General features: G+C 48.8%; 19 protein-coding genes. 5 read left to right on the top strand and 14 right to left on the bottom strand.

Going from position 1 to position 17,261, the window contains the following annotated elements; all coding sequences use genetic code 11:
- Positions 1-56: 56 nt before the first annotated feature.
- A complete protein-coding gene (locus tag ACO08I_RS12480) occupies positions 57-1,061 on the bottom strand; it encodes a class I SAM-dependent methyltransferase (protein WP_421949473.1) in 1,005 nt (334 codons plus the stop codon).
- Between the two features lie 396 nt (positions 1,062-1,457).
- Here ACO08I_RS12480 and ACO08I_RS12485 point away from each other — a divergent pair, with 396 nt between their 5' ends.
- Entirely contained in the window at positions 1,458-4,439 is a 2,982-nt protein-coding gene (locus ACO08I_RS12485; protein WP_421949474.1) for an amidohydrolase family protein, read from the top strand.
- Positions 4,440-4,591: 152 nt separating this feature from the next.
- Here ACO08I_RS12485 and ACO08I_RS12490 read toward each other — a convergent pair whose 3' ends face one another.
- The 8 genes from ACO08I_RS12490 to ACO08I_RS12525 all read right to left on the bottom strand — a co-directional run bounded on the left by ACO08I_RS12490 (position 4,592) and on the right by ACO08I_RS12525 (position 9,680).
- Positions 4,592-4,795 carry a hypothetical protein gene (locus ACO08I_RS12490; protein WP_421949475.1) on the bottom strand — a complete coding sequence of 68 codons (204 nt, stop codon included), beginning with the start codon at positions 4,793-4,795 and terminating at the stop codon, positions 4,592-4,594.
- The gene (locus ACO08I_RS12495) at positions 4,792-5,040 is read right to left on the bottom strand and encodes a hypothetical protein (RefSeq protein WP_282779181.1); all 249 of its coding nucleotides are present in this window, start codon (positions 5,038-5,040) and stop codon (positions 4,792-4,794) included. Before ACO08I_RS12495 ends, ACO08I_RS12490 begins: the two co-directional genes overlap by 4 nt.
- Positions 5,041-5,625: 585 nt before the next feature.
- Positions 5,626-6,102: a hypothetical protein gene (locus ACO08I_RS12500; protein WP_421949476.1), complete on the bottom strand. Its 477-nt coding sequence runs from the start codon at positions 6,100-6,102 to the stop codon at positions 5,626-5,628.
- Between the two features lie 17 nt (positions 6,103-6,119).
- On the bottom strand, positions 6,120-6,629 hold the full coding sequence (locus ACO08I_RS12505; RefSeq protein ID WP_421949477.1) for a hypothetical protein: 510 nt from the start codon (positions 6,627-6,629) through the stop codon (positions 6,120-6,122).
- A 24-nt stretch (positions 6,630-6,653) separates the two neighbouring features.
- On the bottom strand, positions 6,654-7,439 hold the full coding sequence (locus ACO08I_RS12510; RefSeq protein ID WP_421949478.1) for a hypothetical protein: 786 nt from the start codon (positions 7,437-7,439) through the stop codon (positions 6,654-6,656).
- Positions 7,409-8,494 (bottom strand): hypothetical protein, encoded by a 1,086-nt coding sequence (locus ACO08I_RS12515; RefSeq protein WP_421947395.1) that lies wholly within the window; start codon positions 8,492-8,494, stop codon positions 7,409-7,411. Before ACO08I_RS12515 ends, ACO08I_RS12510 begins: the two co-directional genes overlap by 31 nt.
- Positions 8,494-8,715, bottom strand: a complete 222-nt coding sequence (locus ACO08I_RS12520; RefSeq protein WP_350177394.1) for a hypothetical protein — start codon at positions 8,713-8,715, stop codon at positions 8,494-8,496. The genes ACO08I_RS12515 and ACO08I_RS12520 overlap by 1 nt, the downstream gene beginning before the upstream one ends.
- 119 nt (positions 8,716-8,834) lie before the next feature.
- Positions 8,835-9,680, bottom strand: coding sequence for an RHS repeat-associated core domain-containing protein (locus ACO08I_RS12525; RefSeq protein WP_421949479.1), 846 nt, complete (start codon positions 9,678-9,680; stop codon positions 8,835-8,837).
- 198 nt (positions 9,681-9,878) lie between these two features.
- Between ACO08I_RS12525 and ACO08I_RS12530 the strand changes: the two genes are divergently transcribed.
- Complete coding sequence (locus tag ACO08I_RS12530) at positions 9,879-10,472, top strand: type IV toxin-antitoxin system AbiEi family antitoxin domain-containing protein (RefSeq protein ID WP_421949480.1); 594 nt, start codon at positions 9,879-9,881, stop codon at positions 10,470-10,472.
- Positions 10,469-11,341 carry a nucleotidyl transferase AbiEii/AbiGii toxin family protein gene (locus ACO08I_RS12535; protein WP_421949481.1) on the top strand — a complete coding sequence of 291 codons (873 nt, stop codon included), beginning with the start codon at positions 10,469-10,471 and terminating at the stop codon, positions 11,339-11,341. Before ACO08I_RS12530 ends, ACO08I_RS12535 begins: the two co-directional genes overlap by 4 nt.
- Before the next feature lie 27 nt (positions 11,342-11,368).
- Here the strand turns inward: ACO08I_RS12535 and ACO08I_RS12540 are convergent, their stop codons facing one another.
- The 3 genes from ACO08I_RS12540 to ACO08I_RS12550 are packed head-to-tail and all read right to left on the bottom strand — an operon-like array spanning position 11,369 to position 13,171.
- Entirely contained in the window at positions 11,369-11,575 is a 207-nt protein-coding gene (locus tag ACO08I_RS12540; RefSeq protein ID WP_282776560.1) for a hypothetical protein, read from the bottom strand.
- A gap of 36 nt (positions 11,576-11,611) precedes the next feature.
- Positions 11,612-12,115, bottom strand: coding sequence for a hypothetical protein (locus ACO08I_RS12545; RefSeq protein WP_421949482.1), 504 nt, complete (start codon positions 12,113-12,115; stop codon positions 11,612-11,614).
- Positions 12,116-13,171, bottom strand: a complete 1,056-nt coding sequence (locus tag ACO08I_RS12550) for a helix-turn-helix domain-containing protein (protein ID WP_421949483.1) — start codon at positions 13,169-13,171, stop codon at positions 12,116-12,118.
- A 714-nt stretch (positions 13,172-13,885) separates the two neighbouring features.
- On the opposite strand from ACO08I_RS12550, the gene ACO08I_RS12555 reads away from it, so the two are divergent.
- Both ACO08I_RS12555 and ACO08I_RS12560 read left to right on the top strand, forming a co-directional pair.
- Entirely contained in the window at positions 13,886-14,107 is a 222-nt protein-coding gene (locus ACO08I_RS12555) for a hypothetical protein (protein WP_350177394.1), read from the top strand.
- On the top strand, positions 14,107-15,192 hold the full coding sequence (locus tag ACO08I_RS12560) for a hypothetical protein (protein WP_421947395.1): 1,086 nt from the start codon (positions 14,107-14,109) through the stop codon (positions 15,190-15,192). The genes ACO08I_RS12555 and ACO08I_RS12560 overlap by 1 nt, the downstream gene beginning before the upstream one ends.
- A gap of 8 nt (positions 15,193-15,200) precedes the next feature.
- Here the strand turns inward: ACO08I_RS12560 and ACO08I_RS12565 are convergent, their stop codons facing one another.
- Positions 15,201-15,494: a hypothetical protein gene (locus ACO08I_RS12565; protein ID WP_421949484.1), complete on the bottom strand. Its 294-nt coding sequence runs from the start codon at positions 15,492-15,494 to the stop codon at positions 15,201-15,203.
- Between the two features lie 324 nt (positions 15,495-15,818).
- Positions 15,819-16,676 (bottom strand): RHS repeat-associated core domain-containing protein, encoded by an 858-nt coding sequence (locus ACO08I_RS12570; protein WP_421949485.1) that lies wholly within the window; start codon positions 16,674-16,676, stop codon positions 15,819-15,821.
- Between the last annotated feature and the right edge of the window lie 585 nt (positions 16,677-17,261).

The raw sequence follows: 17,261 nt of genomic DNA on the forward strand, positions 1-17,261 counted from the left end.
TTCATAGCTTTATATTTCAGGGCCCTGCTTTTGGTAGGGCTTTTTTTATGCCCTTATCAGTCCAATAGCCCTTGCAGGTAATGCTCCCCCACCCCAAAGTCCGACTTAATCCGCTCCACCTCGGCCAGGGCGGAAGCATTGCGGCGGCCCTTAATGCCCACAATCATCAGGTTTTTGGGCGTATGCTCGGTGGAGACGAATTCGAATACCTTGGTCTCATACCCCCGGTCTTCCATCAGCAGGGCGCGGATGCCATCGGTGACGAGCTCGGCCTGCCGTTCCTGCAGGATGCCGTGCCGGAGCATGGGCTGTAAGCCTTCGGTGGGCTGCATGGCTTTGCGGACCTGCTTATGGCAGCAGGGCGCCACGATGATGATCTCCGCTCCCGCCTGTACGCCTTTGGCAATAGCAATATCCGTGGCGATGTCGCAGGCATGCAGGGCGATGAGCATGTCAATGCGCTCTGGCTCGTACTCAAAAATATCCTGGGCGCGGAACTGCAGCCCGGTAAACCCCACTTTGGGCGCCAGTTCATTGCCAAAGCCGACCAGGTTTTCCCGTAGCTCAATACCTGTAATGGAAGGCTGCCAGCCCCGGTTGTTGACAAGGTGGTCATAAAGAGCGAAAGTCAGGTAACCCTTGCCCGAGCCCATATCGACAATATGTGGCTGCCGGGGGAAGTCTCCGTGCTGCTGCAGGAGGCTATCCACAATCTCGATGTACTTATTGATTTGGCGGAACTTGCGCTGCCCGTCCGCCCGTACCTTGCCTTCAGCAGTGGTGATGCCCATGGCCTGCAGGTAGGCATTGCCGGAAGCTTCGATGAAATACTGCTTGGGCTTGTTGTGCGCTTTCGGGGGTGGTGCCGCTTTTGAGGCCTGCCGCTGATGCAGACGGGGCTTCCGCTTGCGGTTGTACTGCAGGCTGTAATCCGCTTCGGTGGTTAGTAAATCTGCATTCAGGAAGTCCTCTCCCAGCCACAGCCCGATCATCGGCACCGCTTCCTCCGGGGGATGGTTCTTCGTGATGTCCCTGGTGCTGTAGCGCAGGGTAAAGGACACCTGCGACGCCCCCTTCAGCTCGATGAGGCGGGCGTAGACATTCTTAAACGACTTGTCCGCACCGCCCGGCTTGCTAAGGGTCAGTTTACGAAAGTGCCCTGCGAAAGGCTGCGCTGCAGATGCTGCAAAAAAGTTTCCTTGGCTTCCATACTTCTATTAAGTCTTTTCAGCAACTAATGGTTGAAAGTCTAAGACTATGTTTGGAGCTTAGTCCTATTGAAAATCAAGGAATTGTGGTTCTGGCGTCATCTTTTTTAGCTTATTTGGCCCGCCAAACGCGCCAAAAAAGATGACGCCAGAACCACAATTCCTTGATTTTTCATGACGAACCCGCCCCAAACATAGTCTAAACAAAGCCGGATTTTTTATATTTTGTTCCAAACTACTGCGATACGTATGAAAAACACCATTCTCCTCTTGCTGGGCATGCTCTCCATCCAATTATCCGCACAGGTTACCTTCCCCAACAACGGCGTGGAAGACCCGCGCGAACGCTACTACGCCCTAACCGGGGCGACGGTTTTCACCGATTATGACACCAAAGTGGAAAATGCCACGCTTGTCATCCGTGATGGCTATGTGGTCTCCGTGGTGGCCGGTGGGCAGGTACCACAGGGCGCTGTGGAGGTGGAAGTCAAAGGCAAGGTCATCTACCCCGCTTTTATCGACCTCTACAGCGACTACGGCATGCCGGAGCCTAAGGCGGAAGGCAAATCTCCTGACCGCAAGCCACAGATGCTGTCCAATAAAGAGGGGGCCTACAGCTGGAATGAAGCGTTGAAGCCCGACTTTGAAGCCCATGCCCATTTCAACCCGGATGCCAAAGCGGCCAAAACCCTGCGCCAAATCGGCTTTGGTACCGTAGCAGCTCAGCGGATGGATGGGATTTCACGCGGCACGATGACGCTGGTAGGGCTGGGGGACGAACGCGCCCACGAAATGATTGTCGCCGAAAAGGCCGGCCATGCGCTTGCCTTCAGCAAAGGGACCTCCACGCAGAGTTATCCCAATTCCCTGATGGGCATGATCGCACTGCTCCGCCAAACCTACTACGATGCCGGCTGGTACCAACAGCAAAGCGAAGAGGTCAACCTGTCGCTGGAAGCCTGGAATGCCGTGCAGGAGCTGCCTCAGTTTTTTGCGATTGGCGACCGGCTGGAAATCCTGCGGGCGGCGAAGCTGGGGGCAGAATTTGACAAAACCTATATTTTCAAAGGCACGGGAGACGAATATCAGCGCCTGGATGCCCTGAAAAACCTCAATACCGCCTTCATTCTCCCCCTCGACTTCCCGGATGCCTACGATGTGACCGACCCTTACGATGCCCAACAGGTCACCCTGGCACAGCTGAAGCACTGGGAGCTTGCCCCTTCCAATCCTGCCCGCCTGGCCAATGCCGGTATCCCCATCGCTTTTACGGCAGATGGGTTGGAAAAGAAGACCGACTTCCTCAAGCATTTGCGCAAAGCGGTACAGTACGGGCTCGACACCACCGCCGCCCTGAAAGCGCTGACCTACACCCCGGCAGAACTGGTGCAGGCGACGGACCACCTCGGAGGGTTGGAAAAAGGCAAGCTGGCCAATTTTATCGTCACCGATGGCTCCCTCTTTGGGGACGGCACGGAAATTTACCAGACCTGGGTCAAGGGCAAAGCCTACACCCACAAAGCCATCACCACCCCTCAGCTGACCGGGCAGTACGAGCTCAAAGTCGGCAGCGACACCTATGCGTTGGAAATCACCGGCACCGACGAGCAGCCCGCTGCCAAAATCAACACCACGGATTCCACCTCCGTAAAGGTCAAACTGGAAAGAGCGGATGAACTGCTGACCCTTTCTTTTGCCCCCGACTCCACCGGGCAGGTTCGCCTCTCCGGTACCCTCAACGGGCGCAACTGGAGCGGCCGCGGGCAATCGGCCGATGGGCAATGGGTAGACTGGCGGGCGGCCTTCGAAAAACCAGTTGAAGCGGATAAAAAAGACGAGGCATCAGAAAAACCGGCGCCTACTCCGGAATTACCCGAGATGGGCGACCTCATCTACCCCTTCACCGCTTATGGCTGGACAGAGCGCCCTGAGCCCAAAACCTATCTCATCCAAAACGCCACGGTTTGGACCAACGAAGCGGACGGCATACTGGAAGGCACCGATGTACTGCTGCGGGACGGCAAAATTGCGGCCATTGGGCAGGGGCTGAAGGCCAAGGGCGCAACGGTCATCGATGCCACCGGGCTCCACCTCACGCCCGGCATTATTGACGAGCACTCCCACATTGCCATCAGCCGGGGCGTGAACGAAAGCTCACAAGCCAGTACAGCCGAAGTGCGCATTGGCGACGTGGTGAACTCCGAAGATGTCAACATCTACCGGCAATTGTCGGGCGGAGTGACGACCTCCCAACTGCTGCACGGCTCTGCCAACCCCATTGGCGGGCAGTCGGCCATCATCAAGCTGCGGTGGGGCTACACGCCGGAAGAAATGAAATTTAAGGAAGCCGCTCCCTTCATCAAGTTTGCGCTGGGCGAAAACGTCAAGCAGTCGAACTGGGGCGAAGACTACCGCATCCGTTTCCCACAGACCCGCATGGGCGTGGAGCAGGTGTATGTGGATAAATTCACGCAGGCCGTCGCTTACGGCGAAAAGGTAGCCTCGGGTGCCCCCTACCGCCGCGACCTCGACCTGGAGACGCTACTGGAGATTGTCAACGGAGAGCGCTTCATCACCTGCCACTCCTACCGGCAAAGCGAAATCAATATGCTGATGAAGGTAGCCGAGCAGTTTGGGTTCCGCGTCAATACCTTTACCCACATCCTGGAAGGCTACAAAGTGGCGGACAAAATGGCGGCCCACGGCGCCGGTGGCTCAAGCTTCTCCGACTGGTGGGCGTACAAATACGAAGTGCAGGAAGCCATCCCTTACAATGGTGCGCTGATGCATGAGCAGGGCGTCACGGTGGCCTTCAACTCAGACGATGCCGAGATGGCCCGCCGCCTCAATCAGGAAGCTGCCAAAGCCGTACTTTTTGGTGGCGTATCCGAAGAAGACGCCCTGAAGTTTGTGACCCTGAACCCTGCCAAACTCCTGCACCTGGATGAATACGTGGGCAGCATCAAAGCAGGCAAGCATGCCGATGTAGTGCTCTGGTCCGGCCACCCCCTGTCCATGTACAGCCGGGCAGAAAAGACGTTCATCGACGGCACCCTCTTCTTTGACCGGACCGCAGACCTGGAGGCCCGGGAAGACATCGCTGCCGAGCGCCACCGCCTCATTCAGCAGATGCTGGACGACAAGAAAAACGGCGGCAAAACCCAGAAAGTGAGCAGCCAACGGCAGTACCGCCACTACCACTGTGATGATTATGAGGATGAGGCGCGGTAGGGGGGCTGGTTACACGCCGAACACTGCTTTACTGCGTCCAAAGAGGGCACAACCGCTGTATTCACTCACGGCTTCATCTTGTCCGGATCTTGCCGAACGTCAAAGATATCAGTAATTGCAATGAAAGGCTTAGCGATCAGGTAAATGACCTTTTACATTGTTCCGACCAGTAGTGAGCGGTGACCCTGACCTAAAGATTTGAGGTTGTATTCCTCCGGGCCGAGTTCAGGATAATCCTCTAGTTCATCAGCCCGATCCAGAATATCGGTTACGATCTTCTTCCCCTTACGTCCACCATTAAAGTCCATGATCTGGCGTAAGCGTCTTTGCGCATTAGCCGTATATTTCAACTTCATAGACCTAGTGCTGCTTCCACTTCTTCACGAGTGTAAACCCTTCCGGCTTCAATATCTTCGTTAGAAGCCTCTGCTCTGGCAATTAGTTCTTGCAAAGTCATTGGCTTGAGTGAAGCCTCGTAAGCCTCAAGGTCGAAGTCTTCTGCAACCAGGGCATTACTAACGGCAAGCAATACCCGAATGTGCTTTTCATCACCCGTTTGAATGCGCTCCATTAACTGCTGTTTCATTAGATCAATACCCATGGTTTTCGGTTTGAGTGGATTAATCTGTGGTTGTACGAAGTTAACGGTTTTACGATAAAATAAGTTGCTCTTTACTTCAAGGGAGGTCCTTATTAAGGCTACGCCCGCCCGACGGGTGATACCTTCTTAGGGCAGTCCTCCAGCTCTTGCATAGTTCTTATTGTTCCTTATTTATACGCAATACGAAGTGGTTTGCGACATCGGAGCAAGCCACTTCTCAGCGTAGATGCTGACATTGAGTAGGTTTGCTGTGGCAAACCACTTAATCGTCAGTATACAGACGAAGGAAGGACGACTTCAATCACTCGTTCAAACGAATCGTAAAACCATTTTTCTGCCGCTGACCCACAGCCTGCGTAATCTCCAGCTCCTTTTCCACCGGGGGACACAACATCCAAAATACAACTCTCACCAGCCGCAGTGCAACTGCTACGGTATTATTCCTGGCCGGATAGCTACCGTGGCGGTGTAAGCGACTGGCGGAGGCTTTTGGACGGCTGCTTGCAGGCTACTTTCAGCGGGGTATGTTTTGAAATACCCCTGTATCTGCTTTGGGCGCAGATACAGTTCAGTGCCCCCCCCCTTTCACTTTGGCAATTTGTTACCTTGAACCTCTTTTAAAGATAAAAGATCACGAGTAAGTTCATCTATCGTTGCTTTGTCCCAAATCATCAAGCTAGGTGATATTTGACAAATTATGTTGCCCTCATTATCAAATAGTTTTAAGATACGATACCTTGTTGCCCTACTAACTTGCTCTTCCTCATACTTAATGCGAAGCTCATCTATAATTATACGTTTCTTTTTTCTTCGCCCAAATAAATAAGAGAAAACAATCACAGCCTCTTTGTCTTTTTCATAAACCTCAACTCGTTTGACCTTTTGTTTACAGAAAACGTAAAATAAAACCACAATATCAAAAACACCTAAAGTCAACATATGTGTAACAAAGTCATACTCATCAAAAATATAACCAACAATGATAGTGAGACAATTAATCACTAGAAATAGGCCCCAGAATTTATTTATTGAATTAGAATAAACCCTTTCTTTATTGTCCATCTATAAAGTTTTTAATGTCATTTACTTCTTTTTTTAGAAAGTTCTTTTCCTGAGGATTGGTATTGGTTACTTTCTACATAAGCTTTTGATGCTTCAACAACACCCTTGGTATCATTATACGCATCGTATGCTTGTAATCCTTGTACCTTGCCCTGCTTTAGCCGACCTGTATAGATAGAGACGGCAGCACCGGTGGCATCTTTAGCCCCTCCTAGAATATTTCCTCCTGAAAAGACTCCAGGTATGAATTGACCCATTGCGTCAGCTAGTTGAACTTGTTCAGGTGTCCCACCTGCTTCAGCTGTCACAATACCAGGAATACTACCTGTGCTATGAAGGCTTGAATTAGGATCTGCTTCGCCAAAAAGCCCATCTGCTATTTGGGCGAAGCCAATACTTGCTTCTCCTAATGTAAAGGGTATTGCCACCGCTGAAGCACCTCCAGTTTCAGGGGTTTGTTGCAAATCACTTACATTGACGAATAACCAGTGACGCTGGAATATGCACATTAGTAAACTCGCCTGCATGGTTTTTCTTCTCTATGCTTAATTCTATTTTCTACCCTTCCTGAGATGGCTCTTCAGAATTTCAAGATTACCTTCATCCGAAGTAATATTTCCGATAAGTTTGATGTCCGTATGTGCACTATCAACAAGCACTGTCATTTCTTCACCTGCCTGAAATAAATATCCCGTGTCCAATTCAATGAAGGATATGTCGATTTCGCCATTGAGGGTCATTGGTAATTTAAGCTTCAGATTATTCGTTTCTGAGGAAGAATTAAATCTTACAATCCGATTTTGATCCAATCTATACTCAAAAGTAGCTCCAGTGTAAAAAACCTCAAGATTAGAGTACAATAGCTTAAAGTAAAGCTCAGTACTATCTGCTAAGCGATTTACGCTCATTTCAACAGGCAATTTACCGACAAACTCATTTCTTGCCGTGTCTAAGGATTTACTATAAAATTCTATGTTGTCGACGAGATAACTATAGGATTTAAGTTTTCCGGTTTCAGAATACTCTTTCCATTCACCTTCCAATTTTCCATTCACATTCTTCGCTTCAATGTATAGGGAATCATTTGGAAAATAAATATTCACCGGCCCATGCTTTACCTCTCCAGCATAGGACATAATTAATTTGTAGCGATCCGATGAATAACATTCAAGTACATGGTGATATTCATACCCTTCTTCCAAAGCACAAACAAAATCTTTTCCCTCAAAATTAATGATGTAGTCATCAGTAGCTTCTCCATTCCTGCAACTTGACACCAGGGTGTGACGGATTTTTGATGTAATTATTAAGCTGCATACCGCATTCTCTTTTTCCAATATTGCTCATATCTGCCCGCAGACAGCTTGAGCGCACGGACGATAAGCATATCATCGGCATGCACATTAAGCCACCTCATGCCACTACCTCCCAAACGGGCTTTGATCAGCGTCTTGCACCCTGCCTCTACGGTGCCGGAACCGATAGGCAGCCCTTTTTCCTGCATTTGAAAATAATTCATCCGGTGCTGCTGGTTTTCCAGGTATACAACTTGCTGGCGGGCGATTTCGCGCCGCTTCTGCGTCTTGACACCCGCAGCCGCCTGACGCGCGCGCTCCACAACGAGGGCTGCGCCGCCCGGCTCGTTCAGCAGCGTACTCTTTTGCTGGCTTACCCACTGCGCACGTTTTTTGGAGGGCAGGGGCATTACTGCAGCCAGTTTGTAAAGCCGTTCAGTGACGTGGTAGTAGTCCGTTACCTGGTAGTCGGTTAACCGCTCCAGCTGTGTCCAGTTGTCGGGCGCCCCATCTGCAACCCCCACGTAAACCGGCCGTAGCCCAGCCTCTTCGAACTGTGCCTTAAGCCGCTCAGCCTCTTCTTCCAACAGATGGGTGAAAGCCCCTTTTTTCTCTTGCGCGCCAACCCCCAAGTAAATAGAGTGCAGCAACTTGCCCTCATGCCCGTAAAGGCTGATTACGCCGCACATCGCTTCCCGGTAGCCCGGTTTGCGCTTAGGCTTGCCAGGCAGGCCGTCAAGAAGGTGCACCATCGCACCGTCCCGGCTTATGCTCACTGAGCTGACCCCGCAAAGGCTTACCTCTTCCGGCATGGCGTAAGACCAGCGGCTTTCTACTTCTTTAGCGTGGCGGCTGATGCGCAGGCTCACATCACGCACAAGGTCTTTGCTCACTTCGACTTCATGGTGCTCCTTAAACCGGGCTGACACTTTCCTGGCTGAGCCCTCACAATAGTCGCTAGCCAGCAGCTTGGCCAGCCGTGGCGTCGATTTGCCTACTATGCCTGCCGTGCTGTCAGCTGGTACGTAGCTCACGCCGCCACAAACAGGCTGGTAGACGTGGCGCTTGACGCAGACTTTGCCGTAAGGTGTGGACATTAACTTTTTTTTCGCCCCTTGCTCGAAAGGCGCTGCCCTTTGTGGGTGATGGCAGTACCATCCGTATCGAAACGCTCGGCGGCAGCGCGCGTGGCGAGTTTACCTGCTTCGTTTAGGGCTAGCTGTATCGCTTCTTCCTGGCTCAGCATGCTGCCGTTAAGCTCCATATCAACCTCTATCGTGACCTTACCCCCATCTTGCTTTACTATTCGTGCGCTCATACCTTCTTTTTGCTTTAAGATACGTATCTTTCTGTACATCAAAAATCCGTCACACCCTGACACCAAAAACACAAATGCGAAAATTGCAAATCGATGCCCATGAAAAAAAATCATATTAATCAATTTTTAGACTTATAAATCACCTCAATGCTGTCTCTCCTCAAAAATTTAGTGCGCCTAATATAAATCATAGTATCCCTTTTACCATTACCATTAGTTCCCGTTCTCATTATTGAATCGCGCCCATTATGAGAAAATGTATTACCGTCACTAGTCCTAGTTGGAGAGTTAAAGGTAGGTCTCTTTATTTTCCAATCTTTTGTCCAAGGTTTATCTTGAGCGCCAACCCCTTCATGATAATTAACTACTGTCGATACTATATTTGGAATACCATTTGTATTTGAAGCCCCACCTCCTGCGGGAGTCGGCATACCATCAACTATGTCAGTAGAGCCATTTTCAGCTTCGGGAGTATCTGCTGTTCCTGCTGATTTTTTATCCCCTCCAGTAAGTACTTCCACTCCACTAGGCTGAGTATCTCCAGAATCGTGATAATCCCCAGCCGAAGGAGAGCCTTCTCCAAACCACTCATCTACTGAAGGTAACCCTAAAGCAGTTGGTAGTTTTTGACCATAAACCCATTTCAAAGCTTGACCGAAGTTTTGGAGAGAAAGCCCATTACCAGGTGGAGCGATGCTATCTCCATTGATTTCCACGTAAAGAATGGGATTATTTTGCGCATAAGCATAAGGAGATTGAAAACTAAAGTCTTCTGCAAACCTGTCAATAGAGGTGAAGCGGGACGTAGCCGCATCATACCACCGAGCCCCATAATCATGCAGCCCGATCCCATAATCCTCATTCAGCTCCTTGCCATTGTAGCGGTAGTCGTTGTCCGGGGCTACGGTGCTGTAGGCCGCCTGCACGCGGTTACGGTGGACGGTACAGCTGCCCAGGTGCTCCATGCCAAATGGGTAATTACATCACTTCGTAGTAGTCTAAACAAAGGTAACCAATATAGGCTTTTGATAACCAAGCTTCTCTCTATACTAAAGCCTGGGCAGCAGATCAAAAGCGCGGTTGCTAATTGTCCAATATCATGAATGTAATCAAAATTTGTAAAATATACTGCCTTTATTTAAATTAGCAGTATATTCTACAATATGGAAAAAGAAGAGGCTATTCTCGGAATATTCCGCCGGAATAACGGCTATGCAAGAACAGGTGAGATCCTCAAAGCAGGCTTCCACAACCACTACCTTGACCTACTGCTGGAAAAAGGAGCCATTATTAAGCTTAAACGGGGGCTGTACCGTCTTACTTCGGTCAGTGCAGACAGCGAGCTGGAAGAGGTTTGCCGGATCGTCCCGAAGGGTGTCGTATGCCTCTTTTCCGCGTGGGATTACTACGGGCTTTCGGACTTTGTACCTCCTGAGTACCACATTGCCATTGAGAAGTCCCAAAAGGTTGCGCTGCCAGATTACCCACCAATAAAGCTTTACTATTGGAGTGAAGCCTACTGGCAGCTGGGCATCACCTACGTCAAAATAGGGAACACGGAAGTTCCGATTTACGAAAAGGAAAAGTCAGTCTGTGATGCAATTCGGTTTAAGAATAAAGTCGGAAAGGATATTGAAAAAGAAGTACTGAAAAACTTTCTAAAAGAAAGAGATCGAAACATTGATAAATTGCTCCGCTTCGCCCGCCTGCTAAGGGTTGAAAATACTATAAAGCGCTATCTGAATATTCTGCTATGAAGGAAAAGAAGAACATCGTGGCTTCGGTAAAGGGACGGCTGTTACACATCGCCCGTTCAGAAGGCAAAAGCCATCAATTGCTTTTACTTCGCTATTTTCAGGAACGGTTTCTGTACCGAATATCCCAGTCAAAATACAAGCATCACTTCTGCCTCAAAGGTGCTGCGTTCCTCTATGCACTGGAAGGAGAGCGTAGCCGGGTCACAAAGGATATTGACTTTCTGGGGCTTGAGCTTGACCCAACTCATCGGGCGCTTAGAGCGGCAATAACACACATTTGTGAGCAGCCATACAAAGAAGATGGCGTAACCTTTAATTTAGATTCCCTTTCCACAGAAGACATTATTAAGGATGGCAACTATCGGGGAGTCCGAATCGGCGTTACAGCACACCTCCACCGGACTAAGCAACGGTTACAAATAGACATTGGTTTTGGAGATAAAGTCGTACCTGCCCCAATTAAAATGACCTACCCTGTTATTCTTGATATGGAGCCTCCCGTTCTTTATACCTATTCTATCGAATCCGCCATCGCAGAAAAATTCGAAGCTATGATCGACCTGGGTGAAATGAACACTAGAATGAAAGATTTCTATGATGTCTATCACTTATTGAAAAACCATACAGTGGATGATGTAACTCTAGAGGAAGCAATCCGGCAAACATTCGGGCAACGGGGCACACCAGTAAGCTCAGACCACAGTCTTTTTAAGCCGGCATTCCATGAAGATAAAGACAGGAATATTATTTGGAGGGCTTGGCTCAACAAAGCAAAACTTGACACTGGTCTTCAGCTTTCGGAGGTAATAAAACTAATTAGCGAGCGGATCAAACCCACTTATGAAAGACTAATCAAACCGGGTAGTTAGCCCTTTACATCTTGGCAAGGCAACCTCTTACCCATTCAGCTCCTTACCATTATAGCGGTAGTCGTTGTCCGGGGCAACGGTGCTGTAGGCCGCCTGCACTACAGTTACGGCGGATGGTACAGCTGCCCAGCTGCTCCATGCCCAATAGCCTGTGCCGCTGTAAGCGGTAGGTAGTAGTGCAGCTTCCCGGTAAGAACCGGGACTTCCGCTTTGCTTCAGCCTGAGTGACCTCAATATCGTTCTGCGGCGTATTAGGGTCGTTATACTTAGTCAAGCACACCAAATTTTCATCCGATCTTGAATAGCAGATGGGGGTAGTCGCGGGTTCACCTTGTTTAGCAGTCTTATTTTTTCACAGGCTGTTGTCGGACTGATCATACCTTCAGCAAACAGTTGATCAAGCAACCACAGTATTCCATGTACCTCAACACCTGTTTTCTGCCCCACTTTCCGAAGCTTTTTATCGCCCGTTAGTAAGATCGCTGAAAGCGCCCGAGCCAAAAATAAAGCTGAGCTGTCCTCAAAGGAAATACCGCTGTGGGCATCACTAATTGAAAGAATGCCTTCTATCTCAGCGGGGCTAAATGAAATCACCTCTAATGAACCCAACTCTATAAGTGGCTGTATCACTTCACGCTGTGAAGGGACTTCGATTTCTGCCCAAACAAAATCAGGGATTTTAAAGGTGATTGAAAGCTTTAAAACCTGCTCAAGCAAACTCAGCTCTACACAATCGATCAGTATATTAGCATCTTTTACCGCAACAGGCTGCATCTAAACCAATTGATGTTCCTTCCTGAGATCATTCAGAGATTTCCCTGCCATCTGTGCTGCTTTACTGTAGGTGACCAATTCCAGGGTCAGCGCTTTTGCGAGCAATTGCTCAAAGCGGGAAGATCGTTCCTGCCCAAGGTAGTGGCCGAATTGTTCAGGATTTTCTTTTTTTAGCGCCGGATTTTGGTTTCTCATTTTCCAAAACCTATTAGCAACGCCCCGGGTAAAGATGCCCAGCTCACTTCCACGGTAGATCATTGCAGCTAAAGAGAGGCCATAATATTCCTTTATTGGGATCAATTCAGATAATGCGACCCTTTTGCGGTTTAATCCTATTTCTTCCTGAAACACCTCTGCTGGCAACAGCATTGCGCCTGCAAACCGATTGCAGGCTTTTTCACAGAATTGGTACCCGGCTTCCTCCGGAAACTGAAGCACTAAATGTCCAAGCTCATGCAGAACAGTAAACCGGACACGAAGGGTATCCCAATTGCGGTTGACCACTATAACCGGTATCCTGCCATTTACCATAGTGCTTAAGCCATCAAACTGACGGTCGGCATCTACCATGACTACCTTAATGTTGTGCTCCTCCAACATCTCCACAATATTGGGGATAGGATTGTTGCCCAGCTTCCAAGCTTCCATCAACCGGCTGGCCGCCTCTTCAGCATTTTCAATCTGAGTAATCTGGACATCAGCAATCGGGTTAGTGAACCCGATACCTATTCCAAGGATTTCCTCAAGCTCCAGATAGGGCTCAAGACGGTCGAGCACTTTAGCTTTTACGGCTTCGAGTGCCTTGCCTTTTAGGCTTGCCCGTTTCCTGAAATCTACCTGTTCTAATTGAATGGACAGTGGGCGCATGAAGTACCCTACCGGCTTCCCAAAAAACTGCGCAATCCTAATGAGGGTACCACTCTCCGGGCTTTTTCGCCCATGCTCAAACTGGCTAATAGCCTGTTTGCTCACCCCTATGCCAGCAGCCAGGGTTGCCTGAGTGGCGCCTGCCTGAAGACGTGCAGCTTTGAGCCGTTTAGGAAATGCTGAATGCATGTTGGAACCTTCTTTGGTTGACAAAATACACGATTGCAAACAAAAAGTAAATCATTTAGGTTCTTTTCTCCTCTCTTTCCTAATCAAATACTACTGCTATCTTGGCATCCAGCATGTTGTTGATAGACCAAAGTCGGAGCGGAATAGGGAAATTACCAGGCCGCTAAAAAAATGGAGGCCTATTTTGCAATCCTGGCGAGGCGGAATCCAAGTTGGTGGCTTTTGTGGTCTTGGCTGCTGCTGCAGCGACTGGCATGATGCGGGACGGCTGGGGGCGCAATATCCAAATACGCTCTAGCCAGCTGCCTTGCAACTGCTACGGTTTTAATGCTGACCGGATAGCTACCGTGGCGGTGTAAGCGACTGGCGGCGGCTGCTACTTTTTTAGTTGCGGTGAACTACATCAATAAATCTATTCTTTACGATATCTCCTTTTTCATCTACTAAAAGAACAATCACTAATGATGGTCCAGAAATAAAATAATGATGAGTTGGGTATACTTCATCTTCGGTAATTTCCAGAGCTATTGTATTTCCTATCATTTTTGATATGTACACATACAAGGGCTTATTTTCTCTAGATGGGTTTGTTATGTGAGGCTCTAGCAAAATGCTTTCATAATAATATAAACGCTTATATGCGTGCCTACTATTAAAGGGTGTGACGGATTTTTGATGTACAGAAAGATACGTATCTTAAAGCAAAAAGAAGGTATGAGCGCACGAATAGTAAAGCAAGATGGGGGTAAGGTCACGATAGAGGTTGATATGGAGCTTAACGGCAGCATGCTGAGCCAGGAAGAAGCGATACAGCTAGCCCTAAACGAAGCAGGCAAACTCGCCACGCGCGCTGCCGCCGAGCGTTTCGATACGGATGGTACTGCCATCACCCACAAAGGGCAGCGCCTTTCGAGCAAGGGGCGAAAAAAAAGTTAATGTCCACACCTTACGGCAAAGTCTGCGTCAAGCGCCACGTCTACCAGCCTGTTTGTGGCGGCGTGAGCTACGTACCAGCTGACAGCACGGCAGGCATAGTAGGCAAATCGACGCCACGGCTGGCCAAGCTGCTGGCTAGCGACTATTGTGAGGGCTCAGCCAGGAAAGTGTCAGCCCGGTTTAAGGAGCACCATGAAGTCGAAGTGAGCAAAGACCTTGTGCGTGATGTGAGCCTGCGCATCAGCCGCCACGCTAAAGAAGTAGAAAGCCGCTGGTCTTACGCCATGCCGGAAGAGGTAAGCCTTTGCGGGGTCAGCTCAGTGAGCATAAGCCGGGACGGTGCGATGGTGCACCTTCTTGACGGCCTGCCTGGCAAGCCTAAGCGCAAACCGGGCTACCGGGAAGCGATGTGCGGCGTAATCAGCCTTTACGGGCATGAGGGCAAGTTGCTGCACTCTATTTACTTGGGGGTTGGCGCGCAAGAGAAAAAAGGGGCTTTCACCCATCTGTTGGAAGAAGAGGCTGAGCGGCTTAAGGCACAGTTCGAAGAGGCTGGGCTACGGCCGGTTTACGTGGGGGTTGCAGATGGGGCGCCCGACAACTGGACACAGCTGGAGCGGTTAACCGACTACCAGGTAACGGACTACTACCACGTCACTGAACGGCTTTACAAACTGGCTGCAGTAATGCCCCTGCCCTCCAAAAAACGTGCGCAGTGGGTAAGCCAGCAAAAGAGTACGCTGCTGAACGAGCCGGGCGGCGCAGCCCTCGTTGTGGAGCGCGCGCGTCAGGCGGCTGCGGGTGTCAAGACGCAGAAGCGGCGCGAAATCGCCCGCCAGCAAGTTGTATACCTGGAAAACCAGCAGCACCGGATGAATTATTTTCAAATGCAGGAAAAAGGGCTGCCTATCGGTTCCGGCACCGTAGAGGCAGGGTGCAAGACGCTGATCAAAGCCCGTTTGGGAGGTAGTGGCATGAGGTGGCTTAATGTGCATGCCGATGATATGCTTATCGTCCGTGCGCTCAAGCTGTCTGCGGGCAGATACGAGCAATATTGGAAAAAGAGAATGCGGTATGCAGCTTAATAATTACATCAAAAATCCGTCACACCCCTATTAAAAGCTCTTGAATCCAGCCCGAGTGCTTTATCTTCTGTTTCGTTTATTAAGTTTATACCTATATCTACAAAGGTTAAACTATCTGCCACATAATAAGCAATTGGGTTCTTTTGTTCCTCTATTCGACTACCGAAAACATTTTTAACTTTTTCAGTTATTTGTTCATCATTATGTAAATGTACAATTGCATTTAAATAATAACAATGCTCATCCTGAGCAGAAACTATCGACAAGGAAAACATGATGAAAAAAAACAATTTAAATTTCATAATAATAAATTAGAAGCTTTGTAAGCTGTTAATCATGGTTCTTCTGGTCAATCGAATCTTACAACCACTTAGGAACGTTTAAATAATAACTTCACCATTTATGACTGCTTCTTCTTGCGCTGGCCTACGTTGCTCACCCGCCTGCCAAAGTCTTGTACGGTCTCCGGTGACCAAAGCCCACAGGCGACGAGACACGGGCAGGTCAGTCAGGTAGCTTTGGCTATCTTCCTTCTTCGCGCCTTGCCCAGCACAAGAATAATCGACTCAAAATGTCGAATCTATTTTTTTAACGTTCCTTAGTAATTCTTGCTATCAGTACTATAGTCATATGCCATGATAGCCATTTGTAGGAACGATACCTCTCTTTATTTGATCAAGTGCTCCTTTACTAAAAGGAAGATACCTATTACTTCCTATTGTTGTATGTTTGTAAGCATGCCTCTGTCCATATCTAGGCCCTAATTCCCTCCTGATTTTGTTAGGTATAATCTCTATTTCACCAGAAGTGATATAGGCTTCTTTACCTCCAGGATCAGCTAAGCCGCCACCATATTCGGTATGCCCAAGTTCATGAAAAAATGTTAAGCCTGGTCCCCATGTTTGCTTATTCAAATCAGGTGATAAATAAATTTGTAAAAATCCAAATTGATTGCTATCATATCCAATTCTATTTTCGTGATTAATCACTTCATTTCCTCCTCCTGGATTGTTATATATACTAACAGTTGTTTCACTTTTAATTAGCTTTTTCAGTGTTTTTCTGGCTGTTTTACTCCCTTTTACTTTTTTCCCATTCTCATCTCTTGACCTTCCAGAAATAGACACATTCCCTGATTCTCCAACGCTCAAATCTAAACCCGTAACACTTTCTAAATCACCTATTAACTTTGCAGCCCCCTCAGGATCACCAGCAACATTTTCATCACCATTAATTAATTCTGAAACATTTAGTGAGTCCCCATTGACATCAATGTGTTTAATCGGATCGCTAGCAGCATATCCATAAGAAGAGTAGGAATAATATTTTTCGGCAAACCTGTCTATTGTTGTAAATCTCCCAATAGCCGCATCATACCACCGAGCCCCATAATCATATAGCCCAATCCCATAATCCTCATTCAGCTCCTTGCCATTATAGCGATAGTCGTTGTCCGGGGCAACGGTGCTGTAGGCCGCCTGCACTACAGTTACGGCGGACGGTACAGCTGCCCAGCTGCGCTACAGCCTACGTAATCTCCAGCTCCTTTTCTTCCACCGGGGGACGCAGTATTCAAAAATACGCTCTAGCCAGCCGCGGTGCAACTGCTACGGTCTTGATTCTGACCGGATAGCAGGCGCATCGGGATAAGCGACTTGCGGCGGCTGTTTTTGGACAACCGCTTACAAGCTACTGCCAGCGGGGTGATCCCTTCTCAGGGAGTACTTTAGCTACTGCATAGTTCTTATTGTTCCTTATTCACAGACGAAGGAAGGACGACTTCAATCACTCGTTCAAACGAATCGTAAAACCATTTTTCTGCCGCTGCGCTACAGCCTACGTAATCTCCAGCTCCTTTTCCACCGGGGGAAAACCTCCAAAATACACTCTCACCAGCCGCAGTGCAACTGCTATGGTCTTAATGCTGGCTGGATAGCTGCCGCGTCAGTGGAACTGACTTGCAGCGGCTACTTTTGGACGGTTGCTAATAAGCTACTGTCAGCGGGGGCAGTGGTCACTCCAATGCAGTTCATTGCCCCCCTCAACAAGAAAACGGAGCATGTAAAATG

This window comes from Phaeodactylibacter xiamenensis (genome assembly GCF_965229835.1).
In the GTDB taxonomy this organism is placed as follows: domain Bacteria; phylum Bacteroidota; class Bacteroidia; order Chitinophagales; family Saprospiraceae; genus Phaeodactylibacter; species Phaeodactylibacter xiamenensis.